Here is an 18,078-nt window from a genome sequence, read left to right as displayed (position 1 = left end):
AATCAAACATCCAATAACGCGCGGGCAAGGGTCTGCAGTTTACGGGTGAGCGGCCCGGCCGACCAGCGTGCCGAACCGCATGCGCGTACCGGCCACACGCCATATACGCTGTTGCAGACAAAGACTTCGTCGGCCAGGTGCAGTTGCTCCAGGCCAATATCGGCAATCTGCGTGACGATGCCCTGGGACTCGGCTTGAAACAATAATTCGGCGCGCATCACCCCGGCCACACCGCAACGGCTCAGGTCAGGCGTCATCAGCACACCATTGCACACCAGAAACAGATTGCTGAACACCCCTTCGATCACTCGCCCGGAGGTATCCCGCATCAGGCCTTCGGCATGTTCCGCACCGCCCCATTCGGCGCGGGCCAACACCTGCTCAAGGCGATTGAGGTGCTTGAGGCCCGCGAGCAAAGGCTGCTCGGACAGGCGCGTGGCACAAGGAAAGAGGGAAATTCCCTGCTCGGCATGCGCAGCGGGATACGCGACCGGCGGACTGCCTTGCAGGATGCGCCGGGCCGGGGCCGACGGGACGGCGGCATAACCCCGCAGGCCGTCGCCTCGGGTCACGATCAGTTTCAGCACCCCCTGCCCCAGGCCTTGCGCGTAGGCGTCCAGCTCGGCGCTCAACGCAACCCAGTCGACATGGAGCGCCAGCCGTTGGCAACCCTGTTCAAGACGTTGCAGATGACGCTCCAGCAGCACGGGTACGCCGGCACGCACGGCGATGGTTTCAAACAACCCATCGCCATAAGCCAGGCCGCGATCCTTCAGCGACAGAACGTCGGCCGGCTGACCGTCGACCCAGCTATCCATCAACCAGCGAACCGGCGGAACACCAGCGAGCCGTTGGTCCCGCCAAAGCCGAAGGAGTTGGATATCACTACATCGATATCCATGCCACGGGCGGTATGCGGAACGAAGTCCAGGTCGCAGCCTTCATCCGGCTCGTCGAGGTTGATGGTCGGCGGCGCGACCTGGCTGTTGATCGCCAGTACGCTGAAGATCGCCTCTACCGCACCGGCGGCCCCCAGCAGGTGACCGGTCATGGACTTGGTGGAGCTGACGGCCAGCTTGTAGGCATGATCACCGAATACGGTCTTGATCGCCTGGGCTTCGGCCAGGTCGCCCGCGGGGGTCGAGGTGCCATGGGCGTTGATGTACTGGACCTGGTCGGCATTGACCTTCGCATCCCGCAGAGCATTGGCGATGCAACGGGCCGCACCGGCGCCATCGGCCGGAGGCGATGTCATGTGGTACGCATCGCCGCTGGTACCGAAGCCGATGAGCTCGGCATAAATGGTAGCGCCGCGGGCCTTGGCATGCTCCAGTTCCTCGAGTACCAGCGCACCGGAACCATCGGACAGCACGAAGCCATCACGGCCCTTGTCCCATGGACGGCTGGCGCGGGTCGGTTCATCGTTGCGGGTCGACAGCGCACGGGACGCACCGAAGCCACCCATGCCCAGGCCACACGCGGCCATCTCGGCACCGCCGGCAATCATGACGTCGGCTTCGTCGTACATGATGTTGCGGGCAGCCATGCCTATGCAGTGGGTACCCGTGGTGCACGCCGTGGCAATGGCGTAGTTGGGCCCCTGCACACCCAGGTGGATGGACAGGAAACCGGAAATCATGTTGATGATCGAGCCCGGCACGAAGAACGGGGAAATCCGTCGCGGCCCCGAATCGTGCAATGTACGGCTGGTCTCTTCGATATTGGTCAAGCCGCCGATACCCGAGCCCATGGCAACGCCGATGCGCTCACGGTTGGCGTCGGTGACTTCCAGGCCGGCGTTACGCACTGCCTGGAATCCGGCTGCCAGACCATACTGGATGAACAGGTCTAGCTTGCGGGCTTCCTTGACCGACAGGTATTCCTCGACATTGAAGCCCTTTACCGAGCCGCCAAAACGGGTGGAATAGGCAGAAAGGTCGGTGTGTTCGATCAGACCAATGCCACTACGGCCAGCCAGAATGCCCTGCCAGCTGCTCGGCACATCCGTGCCCAGTGGCGACAACATACCCATACCGGTGACTACGACGCGTCTACGCGACACAGCACTCTCCTTTTTCTAATGACGACTTTGCATCAGGCCTAAAGAAAAAACCGCACGCCGTAACGGCAGTGCGGTTTTTCCATGACAGCTAGCGACGACTAAAAACGATTACGCCTGGTGGGCAGTAACGTAGTCGATGGCAGCTTGTACAGTAGTGATCTTCTCAGCTTCTTCGTCAGGAATCTCGGTCTCGAATTCCTCTTCCAGAGCCATCACCAGCTCAACGGTGTCAAGGGAGTCGGCACCCAGGTCTTCAACGAAGGAAGCAGTGTTCACAACTTCTTCTTCCTTGACGCCCAGTTGCTCGGCAACGATTTTCTTGACGCGCTCTTCGATGGTGCTCATACCTTGTTTTCACTCCTAATGGACAAATTCAGGCAGCTGGCCGGTGGGTAAGTGTATAGAAAGGCTTTTCGGTTTTTCAACCGAAAGCTTCACTCCTCAAACCCCTCGGGCCCGCCCCTATAAATAGATTGCAGCTTTATAACGGATTTTAGACAGCTCGTATGACATTTTTTTGAAGCAATCCGTCACATTTAACTCATGTACATCCCGCCGTTCACCGGGATTGTAGCCCCCGTGACGTATGCCGCAGCGTCGGATGCAAGAAAAGCCACCACGGATGCGATTTCTTCAGCCTGCCCCAGACGCCCCAGCGGAATTTGCGTCAACAAGGCCTCACGCTGCGCCTCTGGCAATTCGCGGGTCATGTCGGTGTCGATGAAACCCGGGGCCACCGAGTTTACCGTAATCGAACGCGAACCCACTTCCCGCGCCAGCGCACGGCTGAAACCTTCCAGACCGGCCTTGGCCGCAGCATAGTTTACTTGGCCTGCGTTGCCCATGGCACCCACAACCGAGCCAATATTGATGATACGACCCCAGCGAGCCTTGGTCATGCCGCGCAGGACGCCCTTGGACAGCCGGTACAGACTGTTCAGGTTGGTATCGATCACATCGAACCATTCGTCATCTTTCATGCGCATCATCAGATTATCACGAGTGATACCGGCGTTATTGACCAGGATCGCCGGGACACCGAACTGCTCCTGGATAGTTGCCAGCACCGCCGTGACGGATTCGTCGCTGGTGACGTTCAGTTCAAGGCCGGTGCCTTGGATACCGTTTTCCTTCAGGGTCGCGGCGATGCGCTCGGCGCCCGAAGCGGAAGTCGCGGTGCCGACGACGATGGCGCCTTGGCGACCCAATTCCAGGGCAATAGCCTGGCCGATGCCACGGCTCGCACCGGTCACCAGTGCAACTTTACCTTGCAGACTCATGCAAGCTTCTCCTGTTCAGGCCTGCGCTGCACGAGCGGCAGCGAAAGCGTCTGGGGTATTGAGGTTGGAAGTCGACACGCCTTCGGCGCAGCGTTTGTTCAGACCGGCCAGCACCTTGCCCGGGCCACATTCGACCAGCTCGGTCGCACCCTTGGCCGCCAGGGTCTGCACCGTTTCGACCCAGCGAACCGGCTTGTAGAGTTGTTCCAGCAGATCGCGCTTGAGGGTTTCGAGGTCCGGCGCCACATCGGCGCTGACGTTCTGCACCACAGGTATCTGCGGAGCCTGCCAATCGATGGCGGCAATGGATTCGGCAAAGCGTTCGGCGGCAGGCCGCATCAGTTCACAGTGCGACGGCACGCTGACCGGCAGCGGCATGGCGCGCTTGGCTCCACGCGCCTTGCAGCCCTCGATGGCCCGGTCGACCGCGGCCTTGGCGCCGGCAATCACCACCTGGCCAGGCGAGTTGAAGTTCACGGCACTGACCACATCGCCTTGCGCCGCTTCGGCACAGGCAGCCAGCACATCTGCATCTTCCAGGCCGAGGATAGCGGCCATGCCGCCCTGCCCGGCCGGAACGGCCTCCTGCATCAACTGGCCGCGACGCTCCACCAGTTTCACGGCATCGCCCAGGCTGAGACTGCCAGCGGCCACGAGAGCACTGTATTCACCCAGGCTATGGCCGGCGACGAAAGCCGGACGCGCGCCACCTTCAGCCAGCCACAGGCGCCACAGCGCGACCGAGGCGGTGAGGATGGCCGGTTGGGTCTTGTCGGTTTGATTGAGCAGCTCTTCCGGCCCTTGCTGGGTCAATGCCCACAAGTCGTAGCCGAGCGCATCGGATGCTTCTTTGAATGTTTCGAGGACCAGCGGGTATTGCGCGCCCAGCTCGGCCAGCATGCCGAGGGACTGCGAGCCCTGTCCTGGAAAGACGAATGCGAGGGAAGCAGACATGAAAACAAAGCCCCTAATGATCTTGTCGTCAAAAATTGACGCCCCTGGGGGCGCTAGGAAACTGACAGTTGGATGGCGGGTTGAACCAGCCGGTCACATTTAAGCATTGTCGGACGAAAACGCCTAAGTTAACAAATCTTCGAGGCGGCCATGCAGGCGTTCCGGCAGGTTTTCCTGGATCTCGATCACCGCACGATTGATCGCACTTTGAAAGCCCTGCACCCCCGCCGACCCGTGGCTCTTGATCACGATGCCCTGCAAGCCGAGGAAACTCGCGCCGTTATGTCGCGCCGGCGCCAGGTCTGCCTGCAGGCGACGCATCAATGGCAAGGCCAGCGCTCCAACCAGGCGCGAGGCCAGGCTCTGCCGGAACAGGGTCTCGATGCGCTCGCTGATCATGGTGGCCAGGCCTTCGCTGGACTTGAGCAGGATATTGCCAACGAAGCCGTCGCACACGACCACATCCGCCTCGCCCCGGTACAAGCCGTCGCCCTCGACAAAGCCGATGTAGTTGATGCCACGCGCACCCTGCAGCAGGGTGGCGGCCAGCTTGACCTGCTGGTTGCCCTTGATGTCTTCGGTACCGATGTTCAGCAGTGCCACGCGAGGACGTGCAATGCCCAGGGTTTCAGCGGCCACCGAGCCCATCACCGCAAATTGCAGCAAATGCTCGGCACTGCAATCGACATTGGCGCCAAGGTCCAGCAACTGGCAGAAACCGCGCCGGGTCGGTATCGCCGCGACCATTGCCGGCCGGTCGATGCCTGGCAGCGTCTTGAGCACGTAGCGCGACAGCGCCATCAGCGCGCCAGTGTTCCCGGCGCTGACACACGCCTGGACCTTGCCATCGCGCAACAGCTCCAAAGCCACCCGCATCGACGCATCGGGCTTGCCGCGCAGGGCCTGGGCGGGTTTTTCGTCCATGGCGATCACTTCAGACGCCGGGGTAATCGTCAGGCGCGCACGATCCGCAGCAGGCTGGCCGCTGAGCATTTCTTCCAGGAGGGAGGGTTGACCGACGAGGGTCAGGTGCAACGAGGGCGTAGCATTCAGGCAAGCAAGACTGGCCTGAACAATGCTGCGGGGACCGAAGTCCCCGCCCATTGCGTCAATCGCGATGACTTGAGCGGACAAGGATTACTCGTCAGCGCCCTTGTCGATCACTTTGCGACCACGGTATACGCCTTCTGGCGATACGTGGTGACGCAGGTGAACTTCACCAGTGGTTTTTTCTACAGACAGGGTGCTAGCCTCGAGAGCGTCGTGCGAACGGCGCATGTCACGGGCAGAGCGGGATTTTTTGTTCTGCTGAACAGCCATAATTGATTAACTCCTAAACGTTTGGGTCACGCTTTAACTGCGCCAAAACACTGAACGGGTTGGACCGCGTTACCTCGTCCTCGCTCGGCTCGGGCTCATCTGCTCCCGCCGGCTGCTGGCATTCTTCCGGATGATGAGCAGGCACAATGGGCAAGGCGAGCAGGAGCTCATCCTCGATCAGTGACTGCAGATCCAATGGATCTTCGCCCAGTTCCAGCACGTCATAGCCTTTCGGCAACGACTGGGTATTCGCACCCTCCTTCACCACGGCGTAACTGCATTCGCTGTGGATCGGCAGGGTGACCAGCTCAAGACAACGCTGGCAAACCATTTTGACTTCAGTGTCGATAAAGCTGTGGATAACCACAGATTTACGTTCATCTCGTTCAAAAACGAATTTGGCCTGGACCGTCCCGATATCGTCGGAAAGCGGGTCGCAGAGTCTCTTCAAATCGGCCAGCGGCAGTTCACCTTGAAGGGTGGTGCCACGATCAGCCAATTTGCGCGGGTCAACGTGAGGTGGAATCGGGTCATTCAACATAGGCGCAGCATTATAGGGATGCACCCAGCCATGTCAAAGGAAATTCAGCCCTGTCCGTCACTTGCACGCCCCGCTAGAATTCGCCCCTGCCTTTTGGAGATGCCCATGCTGCCCTTATTACTTGCCTCCAGCTCGGTCTATCGCCGGGAATTGCTCGCCCGCCTGGGGTTACTATTCGTCTGCCAGTCACCGGATATCGACGAAAGCCAACGCCCCGGCGAGGCTGCCCGAACACTGGTGGAACGCCTGGCGCGGGAAAAGGCCCTGGCCCTGGCCGACAGTCACCCGGGACACCTGATCATCGGCTCGGACCAGGTCGCCGTGCTCGGCGAACGCATCCTGGGCAAACCCCATACCTTCGAAAGGGCCCGCGAGCAACTGCTGGCGGCCAGCGGCACCAAGGTCACGTTTCTCACAGGCCTGGCACTGCTCAACAGCCAGACCGGCGCCTGCCAGGTCGATTGCGTGGCTTTTAGCGTCAATATGCGCGCGCTCGACCCGGAGCGAGTGGAGCGCTATCTGCGGGCCGAGCAGCCCTATGACTGCGCCGGTAGCTTCAAGGCCGAAGGGCTGGGCGTGAGCCTGTTCCAGAGCACCGAAGGCCCGGACGCCACCAGCCTGATCGGACTGCCCTTGATTCGCCTTGTGGATATGTTGCTGGCGGAGGGCGTAGAGATACCCTGAATCTGGCATCATCCATGGCAGAGCACCCGCCGCCCGCAACCGAACGGCCGGAGCCCTGCCAGCGAGTCAGCGCAATACCGGCCCCTGGAACCCCATCCACATTGCCAGGCGCTCGGCGATGCTCGCCCCCAGCTTCTTCGAGAAACGGTCGAGCGGCGATTCTTCGACAGTGAAGTCCACCAGCTCCTTCTCGCCGATCACATCCCGCGCCACCGAACTGGCACTGCCCAGGCCGTCGATCAAGCCCAGCGACAACGCCTGCTCTCCAGACCATACCAGGCCGGAAAACAGCTCCGGATGATCCTTGTCCTTGAGCCGATCGCCCCGACCTTTCTTGACGCTGGCGATGAACTGCTTATGGGTCGTATCGAGCACGCCCTGCCAGAAAGCGATCTCTTCCGGCTTCTGCGGCTGGAAGGGGTCGAGGAACGACTTATGCTCACCGGCGGTGTAGACCCGGCGCTCGATACCGAGCTTGTCGAGGGTCTCGACAAAGCCATAACCGGCAGCGGTGACACCGATGGACCCCACCAGGCTGGCCTTGTCGGCATAGATCTGATCCGCCGCACTGGCGATGTAATAGGCACCGGAAGCGCCGAGGTCGGCGATCACCGCATAGACCTTGGTGTCCGGATGCGCAGCGCGCAAGCGAACGATCTCGTCATAGACGTAGCCGGACTGCACCGGACTGCCGCCCGGACTGTTGATACGCAGCACCACCCCCTTGACCTTCTCATCCTCGAACGCAGCCCGCAGACTGCCAATGATGTTGTCCGCGCTGGCCGCCTCCTTGTCGGCGATCATGCCCTCGACGTCGATCACCGCCGTATAGGCCGAAGCACTGCCGGGACTCTTCTTCATATCGATCGCCTGGATGATGACACCCAGCCCGACGAAAAGATAAATGAAGACCAGGAACTTGAAGAAAATTCCCCAGCGGCGAGCGCGACGCTGTTCTTGCACCCCCGCCAGGAGGGTTTTTTCCAGCAACTTCCAGCTTTTATCGTCACCGTTTTCAGCGCTTGCCTTGGCCGGTGCTTTCCATTCATCGGTCATACATGCATCTCCAACAGGTTCTAATCGGTAGGCCGGCTCAGCCAGGCGTGTAATTCAGTAAAACGGTCAATCGTCAATCGCGGTTCGAATGCCCGCAGCGCCTCGATGGTCTGCGCACCGTAGCTGACAGCCACCGAGCCCATGCCGGCATTGCGCGCCATCTGCAGGTCGAAGGACGAATCCCCCACCATCAGCGCCTGCTCCGCACGCACCTCGCAGTGCGCCAGGATCTGCTCGAGCATCAAGGGATGGGGCTTGCTGGCGGTTTCATCGGCAGCACGAGTGACATCGAAATAGTCCTCCCAGCCATGAGCCTTCAGCACGCGATCCAATCCCCGACGAGCCTTTCCAGTGGCAACGGCCAGGTGGTAACCCTCCGCCCGAAACGCCTGGAGGGTATCCAGGACGCCATCGAACAACGGCGAAGGCTCGGCCTCCAGCGCGATGTAATGGTCGGCGTAGTGCTGACGAAACACCACCAACTCCTGGTCGCCGATCTCCGGATACAGGCTGCGAATCGCCTCGGGCAAGCCGAGACCGATAATGCCTTTGACTGCAAGGTCGTCACGCCTGGCAAAACCCGTACGATCCGATGCGGCATGCATCGACTCCACGATCCGACCGATGGAATCGGCCAGAGTGCCGTCCCAATCGAATATCAGCAGCTTGTATTCAGGATGCACTCAACCGCTCCACGGTTCGGGCCCACATGTCATCCACGGGGGCCTGCAGTTTCAGCTCACCCCCATCGGGCAGCGGCACCGTGAGCATATAAGCATGGAGAAACAATCGCTTTCCGCCAAGATCGCGTATCTCCCGACTGAAGTCGTCGTCCCCGTATTTGGGGTCACCGGCAATGCAGTGCCCGGCGTGCAGGGTATGGACACGAATCTGGTGGGTGCGCCCCGTGATCGGCTTGGCTTCGATCAGGGTGGCGAACTCGCCGAAACGGCGCAGGACCTTGAATACGGTCAGCGCTTCCTTGCCTTCGTCGTTGACCTCGACCATGCGCTCGCCGGAACGCAGGTTGCTCTTGAGCAACGGTGCGCGGACCTGCTTGATGGACGTCGCCCAATGGCCGCGGACCAGGGCCATGTAGCGCTTGTCGACACCATCGCCCCGCAACTGTTCGTGCAAATGACGCAGCATGCTGCGTTTCTTGGCGATCATCAGTAGGCCGGAAGTGTCCCGGTCCAGGCGATGGACCAGTTCCAGCTCCTTGGCGTCGGGACGCAACTGACGAAAGGCTTCGATCACGCCGAAATCCAGGCCGCTGCCGCCGTGAACTGCGATGCCCGCGGGTTTGTTGATCACAATCAGCGCCTTGTCTTCGTAGACAATCGAAGCCTCCAGGCGCTGCAGCAGTCCCTGGGCGACGGGCACCGGTTCGTCGCGCTCAGGCACGCGAACCGGCGGCACACGCACGATATCGCCCGCCTGGAGCTTGTACTCAGGCTTGATCCGGCCCTTGTTCACCCGCACTTCGCCCTTGCGCAAAATGCGATAAATCAAGGTCTTGGGCACACCCTTGAGCCGGGCTAGCAGGAAATTATCGATTCGTTGGCCGGCATATTCCGGCGAGACCTCGAGCAGTTGAACGCCAGGGGTCGAAGGGGCAGTAGTCGTCATGGCGGCGATCATAACAATTTTTTATGGAATTGAAGCACTTAATCATTGCTGCTATAGTCGCGAACGCCGCCAAAAGTGGCTGGACAGCGGACTAACGGTCAAAAACCGGCCCTGACCAACGCAATTCACGAGGACGAGAGGCCGTCCTACGGGGCTTTTGCTACGTAACGGCAGAGTTTGCAGGTGTAACGAGCGCAGGTGACATGAGGCCTGAAATACGCCGCAAAGCAGAGTTTTTGCTCGCCTTGCGCGCCACATTCACGGCCAGTTCACAAAGTGCAGTCAGTTGCGGACGACCCCGGGCGAGAGCTTCGGAAACAACGCCTAATTAGCCATGATGCGTGACCTCCCCTTCCGGAGCTCACGGTAAATGCCAACCCGCTGCGGATTCTGCGCGCGGCAGCACCCGAATTATCAGGGATACGTGTAGGGTGGAGATGTACAACCGTCGGACTGTGTAGCACTAGGCTTATATTTAGACGCTTCATCTCGTCCACAGGCGCCGGTTGATTCCTCCTCCTGACTGAGTGCTTGAGTACCAGCAAGCAGGACGCGTCCGTCGCGACTTCGCCGTTATTGGGCCGAACTCGCTGGACACTGGAGTGGCAATGCCACTTCCATGACGCACCTGACACCGACCGTGAGAAGTCGTGTGTGCCGAACGCCGTTTCCGGCAGCCCGGAAACCGACGGTACTACATGAAAAGAATGCTGATTAACGCAACTCAACCCGAAGAGTTGCGTGTTGCACTGGTAGACGGCCAGCGCCTCTACGACCTGGATATCGAATCCGGTGCACGCGAGCAGAAGAAGGCCAACATCTACAAAGGCCGGATCACTCGCATCGAACCAAGCCTGGAGGCTGCCTTTGTCGATTTCGGCTCTGAGCGCCATGGCTTCCTGCCCCTCAAAGAAATCTCCCGCGAATACTTCAAGAAGGCCCCCGAAGGCCGCGTCAATATCAAGGACGTCCTGAGCGAAGGCCAGGAAGTCATCGTCCAGGTCGAAAAAGAAGAGCGTGGCAACAAGGGCGCCGCCCTGACCACCTTCATCAGCCTGGCCGGCCGTTACCTGGTCCTGATGCCCAACAACCCGCGTGCCGGTGGCATCTCCCGCCGCATCGAAGGCGAAGAGCGCAACGAACTGCGTGAAGCCCTCAACGGCCTGGTGGCTCCTGCCGACATGGGCCTGATCGTGCGCACGGCCGGCCTGGGCCGCAGCAGCGAAGAAATGCAGTGGGACCTCGACTACCTGCTGCAGCTGTGGACCGCCATCAAGGAAGCGTCCCTGGATCGCTCCGCGCCGTTCCTGATCTACCAGGAAAGCAACGTCATCATCCGCGCCATCCGCGACTACCTGCGCCAGGACATCGGCGAAGTGCTGATCGACAGCGTCGAAGCCCAGGACGAAGCCCTGACCTTCATTCGCCAGGTGATGCCGCAGTACGCCAGCAAGATCAAGCTCTACGAAGACAGCGTCCCGCTGTTCAACCGCTTCCAGATCGAAAGCCAGATCGAAACCGCCTTCCAGCGCGTCGTCGAACTGCCTTCCGGCGGCTCCATCGTCATCGATCCCACCGAAGCCCTGGTGTCCATCGACATCAACTCGGCTCGCGCCACCAAAGGCAGCGACATCGAAGAAACCGCCCTGCAGACCAACCTGGAAGCGGCCGAGGAAATCGCCCGCCAGCTGCGCCTGCGCGACATCGGCGGCCTGATCGTCATCGACTTCATCGACATGACCCCGGCCAAGAACCAGCGCGCCGTGGAAGAAAAGGTCCGTGAATGCCTGGAAGCCGACCGCGCCCGCGTACAGGTTGGCCGCATCTCGCGCTTCGGCTTGCTGGAAATGTCCCGTCAGCGCCTGCGTCCATCCCTGGGCGAGAGCAGTGGCATCGTCTGCCCACGCTGCAACGGCACCGGCATCATCCGTGACGTCGAGTCGCTGTCCCTGGCGATCCTGCGCCTGATCGAAGAAGAAGCCCTGAAAGACCGCACCGCCGAAGTCCGCGCCCAGGTGCCGATCCCGGTGGCCGCGTTCCTGCTCAACGAAAAACGCAACTCGATCACCAAGATCGAACTGCGCACCCGTGCCCGCATCGTCATCCTGCCGAACGACCACCTCGAGACGCCGCATTTCGAAGTGCAGCGCCTGCGCGACGATAGCCCGGAAGCCCACACCAACCAGTCCAGCTACGAGATCGCTGCCGCCGCAGCCGAAGTGGAAGACGTCCAGCCGGCTGCCGCCACCCGCACCCTGGTTCGCCAGGAAGCCGCCGTCAAGACCGCGCCGGCCCGCGCCAACGCGCCGGTTCCGACCGAAGTTGCCACTGCCGCACCTGCACCGGCCGCCGCGCCTGAACCTAGCCTGTTCAAGGGCCTGGTGAAGTCCCTGGTCAGCCTGTTCGCCACCAAGGAAGAACCGGCCGCGCCCGTGGTCACCGCCAAGCCTGCCACCGAGCGTCCGGCCCGCAACGAAGAGCGTCGCAACGGTCGCCAGCAGACCCGCAACCGCAACGGCCGCCGCGACGAAGAGCGCAAGCCACGCGAAGAACGGGCCCCGCGTGAAGAACGCGCACCGCGTGAAGAACGCCAGCCGCGCGAAGCCCGCGAGGATGCACCGGCCGTAGCCCGCGAAGAACGCACGCCACGTCCACCACGTGAAGAGCGTCAACCGCGTGCCCCGCGTGAAGACCGCAAGCCACGTGGCGAGCGTGAAGAACGTGTTCGCGAACTGCGCGAGCCGCTGGACGCCGCCCCTGCCGTTGCCGCCACCGCTGAAGAGCGTCCGGCTCGCCAGCCTCGCGAAGAGCGTGCTCCACGTCCACCGCGTGAAGAGCGTCAGCCTCGGGCCGAACAGGCTGCCGCCGCAGCCAGCGAAGACGAAGTGCTGAACACCGAGGAACAATTGCAGGAAGACGGCCAGGACGCCGCCGAAGGCGATCGTCCACGTCGCCGTTCCCGCGGCCAGCGTCGTCGCAGCAACCGCCGCGAGCGCCAACGCGACGCCAACGGGAACGTGATCGAGGGCTCGGAAGAGTCCGCCACTACCGAAGCGCCAAGTGCTGCGGACCTGGCCGCCGGCCTGGCCGTCACCGCGGCAGTTGCCAGCAGCACCATCAGTGCCCCGGCCGAAGCCCAGGCCAACGAGCAGGCCGAACGCGCCACCGCCGCGGTGGAAGAAGCACAGGTCGAAGCTCCGGTGGTCGAAGCCAATACGGCAGTGCAAGTCACCGCTTCGCCGGAAGTGGAAGTCGCGCCGGTCAGTGAAGCCCAGCCTGCCGCCGAAACCGTCGCCGAACCTGCGCCGGTCGTCGAGCAGCCGGTGATTGCTGAAGCCGAACCTGTCGTCGAAACACCAGCAGAGGAAAAAGCACCGGAGCCGCTGGTACGCGAGGAACAGACCGCGTTCAACTGGCATTCGGAGCCTGCCGCACCGGCTGCGGTCGACGAGCCAGCGCCAGCGCCTGAGCCAGCCCCCGAGGCTGAACCTGTGAAGACGGTCGAGCCGACTCCGGCGGTCGAAGCCCCTGTAGCGGCTGCGGTACAGGCGCCAGTCGAAGCACCTGCCCCTGTGAGCGCCTTGACTCCGAACGGTCGCGCACCGAACGACCCACGTGAAGTGCGTCGTCGCAAGCGCGAAGCCGAACGCCTGCAGAAGGAAGCTGAACTGGCTGCCGCTCAGGCACCTGTCGCCGAACCGGCTCCGGTGGTGGAAGCCGTCGAGGCAGCCCCTGCCCCAACCGCTGAGGCCGCTGCCGAACCTGCTCCGGCTGAACCGGTTGAATCGGTGCCGGCAAGCGATGAATCCCAGCCTCAGCACACCGCTGAAGCCGAGGAAGTCGCACCGCGTCACCCCCAGGCCCTGGAAAAAGAGCACGAGCCAAAACCTCACGCCTGATTCCATAGCCCGATAAAAAGCCCCGCCTGGTAATGCCAGGCGGGGCTTTTTATTTCCTGTCCATCCACTCGGGCGGGCTCCGCCCCGCAGCTATTGCTTGAAGACCAGAGCCTCAGGCACATCCACGTCCCACAACACACCGGGGTCATCGACCGCCACCTCGACCACTTCCGCCTCGGCGAACAAGACCCTGGCACCACGATCGCCGGTCAAGGCCATCAATTTCGCCCCCAGACCACGACCGAATCCCACCGGATGCCCATACTCACCCGCAAAGACCGGAACGCAGATGCCGTCTTCGCAGATATTCGCCATCACCCGCTCGATGCTTGATGGCAGGATGAACGGCATGTCTGCCAGCACGATCAGCCAGCCATCCATATCGGGCGAGGCCTGCACGCCGGCCGCGATGCTATCCCCCAGCCCCGGGGACTGCAGCTCGATGAAATCGCACCCATAGGCCTGGGCCATGCGAATGGCCTGGGGACGATCTTCGCGAGTCACCAGGATGCGCTTTGCCAGGGAAACCGGCAGATTCACCAGGACCTGCTCGATCACCGAACGCACAGCACCGTCACGCCCGGCGCAATCGGCCAGCAATTTGTCCTTGTCGGGACCCGCGACCTGACGGAACCGGCTCCCCGCCCCGGCCGCGACGATAATCGCCCCAATGGATTCAGTCATACGCCCTCCTCGCCCTCCACCCGCGACTTACAACGGCTTCTTCTGCCGAAGCTCGACGCCATTCTTGATGGCCACGATTTCAGCCAGCAGCGACAAGGCGATCTCCGCCGGGGTATGGCTGCCGATGTGCAGCCCGATCGGCCCATGCAGCCGCTCGATGGCCTGTGCCGACAAGCCTAGCTGAGCCAGGTTGTCCCGGCGCTTCTGACTGTTGACCCGCGACCCCAGGGCCCCGACATAGAATGCCTTGGAATCCAGGGCGGTCAGCAGCGCCATGTCATCCAGCCGTGGGTCGTGGGTCAGGGCGACGATGGCCGTGCGCTCATCGGTCTGGATGCTCAACACCGCTTCGTCGGGCATTCCGGAGACGAAGCGCCCCTGCTGCTCTTCCCAACCATAGACAAACTCCTTGCGCGGATCGCAGATCAGCACTTCGAAGTCCAGCAACCGAGCCATCTGTGCCACATAACGCGACAGTTGTCCGGCACCGATCAGCAGCAGCCGCCAGCGTGGGCCATAAATGGCTCGCAGCGTCTGGCCATCGAAAACCAGCGCGTCGTGTTTACTGGCAGGTACCAGCGTCACGGCACCAGTGGCGATCACCAGCTCCCGGGCGACAATCTCGTGGGCGTCGCAACGCTCCAGCAGTTCAGCGACCCATTGCGGATCGCCGACCCGCTCTTCGGTCAGGCGCAGGGTGCCACCGCACGGCAGGCCGAAACGCGCGGCCTCCTCGCGGGTGACGCCATAGGTGATGAGTTGCACCGGCGGACCTTGCGCCGGGATACGACCATCATGCAGCCGGGCGATCAGGTCGTCCTCCACACAGCCGCCCGACACCGAGCCGATCACCACGCCGTCTTCGCGCAGGGCCAGCATCGCCCCGGGTGGCCTTGGCGCGGTGCCCCAGGTCTGGACCACGGTGAACAGCACCACGCGCTGCCCCGCACGGCGCCATTGAAGCACGCTGCGCAGGACGTTCAGGTCGACACTGTCCATCAGGCCTTGGCCTGCTGCCAGCCTTGCAGCTGATAGCGCACAGGCAGATCACGGATGCGCTTGCCGGTGGCGGCGAAAATCGCGTTGCACAGCGCCGGGGCAATCGGCGGCACTCCCGGCTCCCCGACCCCTCCCAACGGAACCTCGCCCGGCGGCGTCACCAGATGCACGGCCACTTTCTTGGGCGCCAGGGACATGCGCGCCACTTCGTACATGTGGAAGTTGTCCTGCTGCACCTTGCCATCCTTGAAGCTGATCTCCCCCACCATCGCGTTGCCCAGGCCCATGACGCAGGCACCTTCGAATTGGGAACGGATGCGCTCCGGGTTGATCTGCGGGCCGCAGTCCACCGCGATATCAGCCTTGTGCACGATCACCGTGCCATCGTCCTTGACCTCCACTTCGATCGCCGCCGCCACGTAGGTGACGAAGCTGTAGTGCACCGCCAGCCCCAGGCCGCGCCCCTTGGGCAGTTGCTGCCCCCAACCCGCCGCCTTGGCAGCCGTTTGCAGCACGGTGCGGATCCGTGCCGTATCGATGGGATAGCGGTCGGGGGATTCGCCGTAGTTCCACTCCTCGTTCAAGGTGCGCGGATCGATCTTGCGGTCCGGGCCAAGCAACTTGAGGTGGTAGTCCAGCGGATCCTGACCGGCCTTGTGGGCCAGTTCGTCGATGAAACTCTGGATCGCGAAACCGTGGGGAATATTCGACACCGAGCGGTACCAGCCCACCCGGGTATGAGCCGTCGCCTCGGGGTTCTCCAGGCGCAGGTTGGCAATGGCATAGGCCATGTTGGTAACGCCCATGCCCAGCTCGAAGGGGGCTTCGTGAGTCATTCCCGGGGCGAACAGCGCGGTGATACTGGGCGCGACGGTGCGATGCAACCAGCTGGAAGGCAGGCCGTCCCGATTCAGGCCGGCCTTCAGGTATTCGGCCGATACGGTATGGAAATAGGAGTGATGGATGTCATCCTCGCGGGTCCACTGCACCCGGATCGCCTGCCCTGGGAACTCCTTGGCCAGCAGCGCCGCCTCAAGGACGAAGTCAGGCTTGGATTTTCGCCCGAAGCCGCCCCCCAGCAAGGTGATATTCACCGTGACCTTTTCGAAAGGAATGCCCAGCCGTTCAGCGATGCGCTCACGCGTGACCTGCGGCGCCTGGCTCGGGGCCCAGGCTTCGCACTGGCCATCCTTGAAGCGCGCGGTGGCGACCATGGGCTCCATGGGCGACTGGGACAGGTGTGGCAAGTAATAGGTCGCTTCCAGGGTCGAGTCGGCCTTGGCCAGCGCATCGTCGACATCACCGGCATTGCGCACGACTTTTCCAGGCTTGAGGGCTGCGGCTTCGAGCTCCTTGCGGTAGGCGACGGACTCATAGCCCGCGTTCGGGCCATCGTCCCACTCGATTTTCAGCGCCTCGCGCCCCTTCATGGCCGCCCAGGTATTTTTCGCCACCACCGCCACGCCGCCCAGGGGCTGGAATTCCGAAGGCAGGGGACGAGGCTCGATCTGCAGCACCTTGACCACCCCGGGGACCTTCAGCGCCGCGCTGCTGTCCACGGACTTGACCTTGCCGCCATAGACCGGCGGGCGGGCTACCACGGCGTAGAGCATGCCGTCGAAATGCACGTCGGCGCCGAATACGGCACGACCGTTGACGATGTCCGCGCCGTCGATGGCCCGGCTCCCCTCCTTGCCAATGTAGCGAAACTCCGAAGGCTGCTTGAGACGCAGGCTATCGCGCGCCGGCACCGGCAAGGCACTGGCAGCGGCGGCCAACGCGCCATAACCCAGCTCTCGACCGGAAGGCTGGTGGACCACGCTGTGCAGGCGGGCATGACATTCGCCCACCGGAACCTTCCACTGCGCCGCAGCAGCCTGCTCCAGCATGGTCCTGGCGGCCGCACCGCAACGACGCATCGGCTCATACCAGTGACGCATGCTGCGCGAGCCGTCCGTATCCTGGTTGCCAAAGCGCACTTCATCGGCCGGAGCCTGCTGCACCTTCACCCGAGCCCAATCGGCCTCCAGCTCATCGGCCACGACCATGGTCAGGCTGGTGCGCACGCCCTGGCCCATTTCCGAGCGGTTGCAGATCACCGTCACACTGCCATCGGCGGCAATGCTCACATACACCTTGGGGTCATCGACCGCGCCATGCGGCATGCCCTCGGCGCCAAACTTCTTTTCTTCGGCGAAGGCGTCCGGCAGCCCCCAGCTGGCGGCCAGTACCAGCACACCCGTGGCGCTGGCGCCTTTGAGAAAGCCGCGGCGGCTGAGGTTGCTCAGCACGAAATCATCGGGTAAACGGCTCATGCCTTGGCCTCCTTCAGATGCGTGGAAGCCTGCCGGATCGCGGTCTTGATCCGGTTATAGGTACCGCAGCGGCAGATGTTGCCCATCATGGCTTCCTCGATCTGCTCATCGCTCGGGTTGGGATTGGTCTTGAGCAAGGCCGTCGCGGACATGATCTGCCCGCCCTGGCAGTAACCACACTGGGCCACGGCGGTATCGAGCCAGGCCTTCTGGACGACTTGCCCGATCGGATCGGCATGGAGCTCGTCGATGGTGCTGACGTCCTGCCCTTTCACCGAACCGATCGGCGTGATGCAGCTGCGCGCCGGGGCGCCATCGATATGAATGGTGCATGCGCCACACAAGCCCATGCCGCAGCCGAACTTGGTACCGTTATAACCGGCAACGTCGCGGATCGCCCACAGCAGCGGCATGTCCTCGGTCACATCCAGTTGATGATCTTTTCCATTGAGTTTCAGGGTAATCATGGGCACGCCCGCATAGTTATCGAGTTATGGGGTCGAGCAATCTGCCGCTTGGGTAGCGGTTTGGTTATCGCAGACTGGCTCAGGCTAATCGGGCTCTCTTATGCGCACACGCAGGTGTCTGCACCGGGCCTTTACAGATGCTATGGCGCATCGTCAGCGGACTAAATTAACCCAGGACCCGAAAAAAA

General features: G+C 62.3%; 17 protein-coding genes. 2 read left to right on the top strand and 15 right to left on the bottom strand.

Annotated features, from left to right (window positions below):
* Positions 1-2: 2 nt before the first annotated feature.
* The 8 genes from pabC to BLP99_RS10935 all read right to left on the bottom strand — a co-directional run bounded on the left by pabC (position 3) and on the right by BLP99_RS10935 (position 6,157).
* Entirely contained in the window at positions 3-818 is an 816-nt protein-coding gene (gene pabC, locus BLP99_RS10970; RefSeq protein ID WP_092180315.1) for an aminodeoxychorismate lyase, read from the bottom strand.
* Entirely contained in the window at positions 818-2,062 is a 1,245-nt protein-coding gene (gene fabF / locus BLP99_RS10965; protein WP_072393376.1) for a beta-ketoacyl-ACP synthase II, read from the bottom strand. Before fabF ends, pabC begins: the two co-directional genes overlap by 1 nt.
* A gap of 108 nt (positions 2,063-2,170) precedes the next feature.
* Complete coding sequence (gene acpP, locus BLP99_RS10960; protein WP_007987170.1) at positions 2,171-2,407, bottom strand: acyl carrier protein; 237 nt, start codon at positions 2,405-2,407, stop codon at positions 2,171-2,173.
* Positions 2,408-2,598: 191 nt separating this feature from the next.
* On the bottom strand, positions 2,599-3,342 hold the full coding sequence (fabG, locus tag BLP99_RS10955) for a 3-oxoacyl-ACP reductase FabG (protein ID WP_072431811.1): 744 nt from the start codon (positions 3,340-3,342) through the stop codon (positions 2,599-2,601).
* A 15-nt stretch (positions 3,343-3,357) separates the two neighbouring features.
* Complete coding sequence (fabD, locus tag BLP99_RS10950; protein WP_072393382.1) at positions 3,358-4,296, bottom strand: ACP S-malonyltransferase; 939 nt, start codon at positions 4,294-4,296, stop codon at positions 3,358-3,360.
* Between the two features lie 123 nt (positions 4,297-4,419).
* On the bottom strand, positions 4,420-5,430 hold the full coding sequence (plsX, locus tag BLP99_RS10945) for a phosphate acyltransferase PlsX (RefSeq protein ID WP_072393385.1): 1,011 nt from the start codon (positions 5,428-5,430) through the stop codon (positions 4,420-4,422).
* Between the two features lie 3 nt (positions 5,431-5,433).
* Positions 5,434-5,616 carry a 50S ribosomal protein L32 gene (gene rpmF, locus BLP99_RS10940; RefSeq protein ID WP_003179396.1) on the bottom strand — a complete coding sequence of 61 codons (183 nt, stop codon included), beginning with the start codon at positions 5,614-5,616 and terminating at the stop codon, positions 5,434-5,436.
* Between the two features lie 13 nt (positions 5,617-5,629).
* Positions 5,630-6,157 (bottom strand): YceD family protein, encoded by a 528-nt coding sequence (locus tag BLP99_RS10935; RefSeq protein ID WP_072393389.1) that lies wholly within the window; start codon positions 6,155-6,157, stop codon positions 5,630-5,632.
* Between the two features lie 105 nt (positions 6,158-6,262).
* On the opposite strand from BLP99_RS10935, the gene BLP99_RS10930 reads away from it, so the two are divergent.
* Positions 6,263-6,841 (top strand): Maf family protein, encoded by a 579-nt coding sequence (locus tag BLP99_RS10930; RefSeq protein WP_092180313.1) that lies wholly within the window; start codon positions 6,263-6,265, stop codon positions 6,839-6,841.
* Between the two features lie 66 nt (positions 6,842-6,907).
* On the opposite strand, the gene sppA is transcribed toward BLP99_RS10930, so the two are convergent.
* Genes sppA through rluC form a run of 3 tightly spaced genes read right to left on the bottom strand, consistent with a single transcriptional unit; the run spans position 6,908 to position 9,526 of the window.
* Positions 6,908-7,897, bottom strand: coding sequence for a signal peptide peptidase SppA (sppA, locus tag BLP99_RS10925; RefSeq protein ID WP_072459181.1), 990 nt, complete (start codon positions 7,895-7,897; stop codon positions 6,908-6,910).
* Between the two features lie 20 nt (positions 7,898-7,917).
* Entirely contained in the window at positions 7,918-8,580 is a 663-nt protein-coding gene (locus BLP99_RS10920) for an HAD-IA family hydrolase (protein ID WP_092180311.1), read from the bottom strand.
* On the bottom strand, positions 8,570-9,526 hold the full coding sequence (gene rluC, locus BLP99_RS10915) for a 23S rRNA pseudouridine(955/2504/2580) synthase RluC (protein WP_072394114.1): 957 nt from the start codon (positions 9,524-9,526) through the stop codon (positions 8,570-8,572). The genes BLP99_RS10920 and rluC overlap by 11 nt, the downstream gene beginning before the upstream one ends.
* A gap of 698 nt (positions 9,527-10,224) precedes the next feature.
* Here rluC and rne point away from each other — a divergent pair.
* The gene (rne, locus tag BLP99_RS10910) at positions 10,225-13,425 is read left to right on the top strand and encodes a ribonuclease E (protein WP_092180308.1); all 3,201 of its coding nucleotides are present in this window, start codon (positions 10,225-10,227) and stop codon (positions 13,423-13,425) included.
* Between the two features lie 90 nt (positions 13,426-13,515).
* Here rne and BLP99_RS10905 read toward each other — a convergent pair whose 3' ends face one another.
* The 4 genes from BLP99_RS10905 to BLP99_RS10890 are packed head-to-tail and all read right to left on the bottom strand — an operon-like array spanning position 13,516 to position 17,890.
* Positions 13,516-14,109: a nucleotidyltransferase family protein gene (locus tag BLP99_RS10905; RefSeq protein ID WP_076406489.1), complete on the bottom strand. Its 594-nt coding sequence runs from the start codon at positions 14,107-14,109 to the stop codon at positions 13,516-13,518.
* Positions 14,110-14,136: 27 nt separating this feature from the next.
* Positions 14,137-15,108 carry an XdhC family protein gene (locus BLP99_RS10900; RefSeq protein ID WP_072393407.1) on the bottom strand — a complete coding sequence of 324 codons (972 nt, stop codon included), beginning with the start codon at positions 15,106-15,108 and terminating at the stop codon, positions 14,137-14,139.
* A complete protein-coding gene (locus tag BLP99_RS10895; protein WP_076406487.1) occupies positions 15,108-17,423 on the bottom strand; it encodes a xanthine dehydrogenase family protein molybdopterin-binding subunit in 2,316 nt (771 codons plus the stop codon). The genes BLP99_RS10900 and BLP99_RS10895 overlap by 1 nt, the downstream gene beginning before the upstream one ends.
* Positions 17,420-17,890, bottom strand: a complete 471-nt coding sequence (locus BLP99_RS10890; RefSeq protein WP_072459176.1) for a (2Fe-2S)-binding protein — start codon at positions 17,888-17,890, stop codon at positions 17,420-17,422. The genes BLP99_RS10895 and BLP99_RS10890 overlap by 4 nt, the downstream gene beginning before the upstream one ends.
* Positions 17,891-18,078: the final 188 nt, after the last annotated feature.

Source organism: Pseudomonas sp. NFACC32-1 (assembly GCF_900101215.1).
In the GTDB taxonomy this organism is placed as follows: domain Bacteria; phylum Pseudomonadota; class Gammaproteobacteria; order Pseudomonadales; family Pseudomonadaceae; genus Aquipseudomonas.
Note: the sequence above shows the minus strand (reverse complement) of the source record. Positions and strands in the feature narration are given on the sequence as shown.

Bases quoted from the DNA above. Each gene is read 5' to 3' on its own strand.
- pabC (WP_092180315.1), bottom strand. From the start codon at position 818: ATGGATAGCTGGGTCGACGGTCAGCCGGCCGACGTTCTGTCGCTGAAG.
- acpP (WP_007987170.1), bottom strand. From the start codon at position 2,407: ATGAGCACCATCGAAGAGCGCGTCAAGAAAATCGTTGCCGAGCAACTG.
- fabG (WP_072431811.1), bottom strand. From the start codon at position 3,342: ATGAGTCTGCAAGGTAAAGTTGCACTGGTGACCGGTGCGAGCCGTGGC.
- fabD (WP_072393382.1), bottom strand. From the start codon at position 4,296: ATGTCTGCTTCCCTCGCATTCGTCTTTCCAGGACAGGGCTCGCAGTCC.
- rpmF (WP_003179396.1), bottom strand. From the start codon at position 5,616: ATGGCTGTTCAGCAGAACAAAAAATCCCGCTCTGCCCGTGACATGCGC.
- BLP99_RS10935 (WP_072393389.1), bottom strand. From the start codon at position 6,157: ATGTTGAATGACCCGATTCCACCTCACGTTGACCCGCGCAAATTGGCT.
- BLP99_RS10930 (WP_092180313.1), top strand. From the start codon at position 6,263: ATGCTGCCCTTATTACTTGCCTCCAGCTCGGTCTATCGCCGGGAATTG.
- sppA (WP_072459181.1), bottom strand. From the start codon at position 7,897: ATGACCGATGAATGGAAAGCACCGGCCAAGGCAAGCGCTGAAAACGGT.
- rluC (WP_072394114.1), bottom strand. From the start codon at position 9,526: ATGACGACTACTGCCCCTTCGACCCCTGGCGTTCAACTGCTCGAGGTC.
- rne (WP_092180308.1), top strand. From the start codon at position 10,225: ATGAAAAGAATGCTGATTAACGCAACTCAACCCGAAGAGTTGCGTGTT.
- BLP99_RS10905 (WP_076406489.1), bottom strand. From the start codon at position 14,109: ATGACTGAATCCATTGGGGCGATTATCGTCGCGGCCGGGGCGGGGAGC.
- BLP99_RS10900 (WP_072393407.1), bottom strand. From the start codon at position 15,108: ATGGACAGTGTCGACCTGAACGTCCTGCGCAGCGTGCTTCAATGGCGC.
- BLP99_RS10895 (WP_076406487.1), bottom strand. From the start codon at position 17,423: ATGAGCCGTTTACCCGATGATTTCGTGCTGAGCAACCTCAGCCGCCGC.
- BLP99_RS10890 (WP_072459176.1), bottom strand. From the start codon at position 17,890: ATGATTACCCTGAAACTCAATGGAAAAGATCATCAACTGGATGTGACC.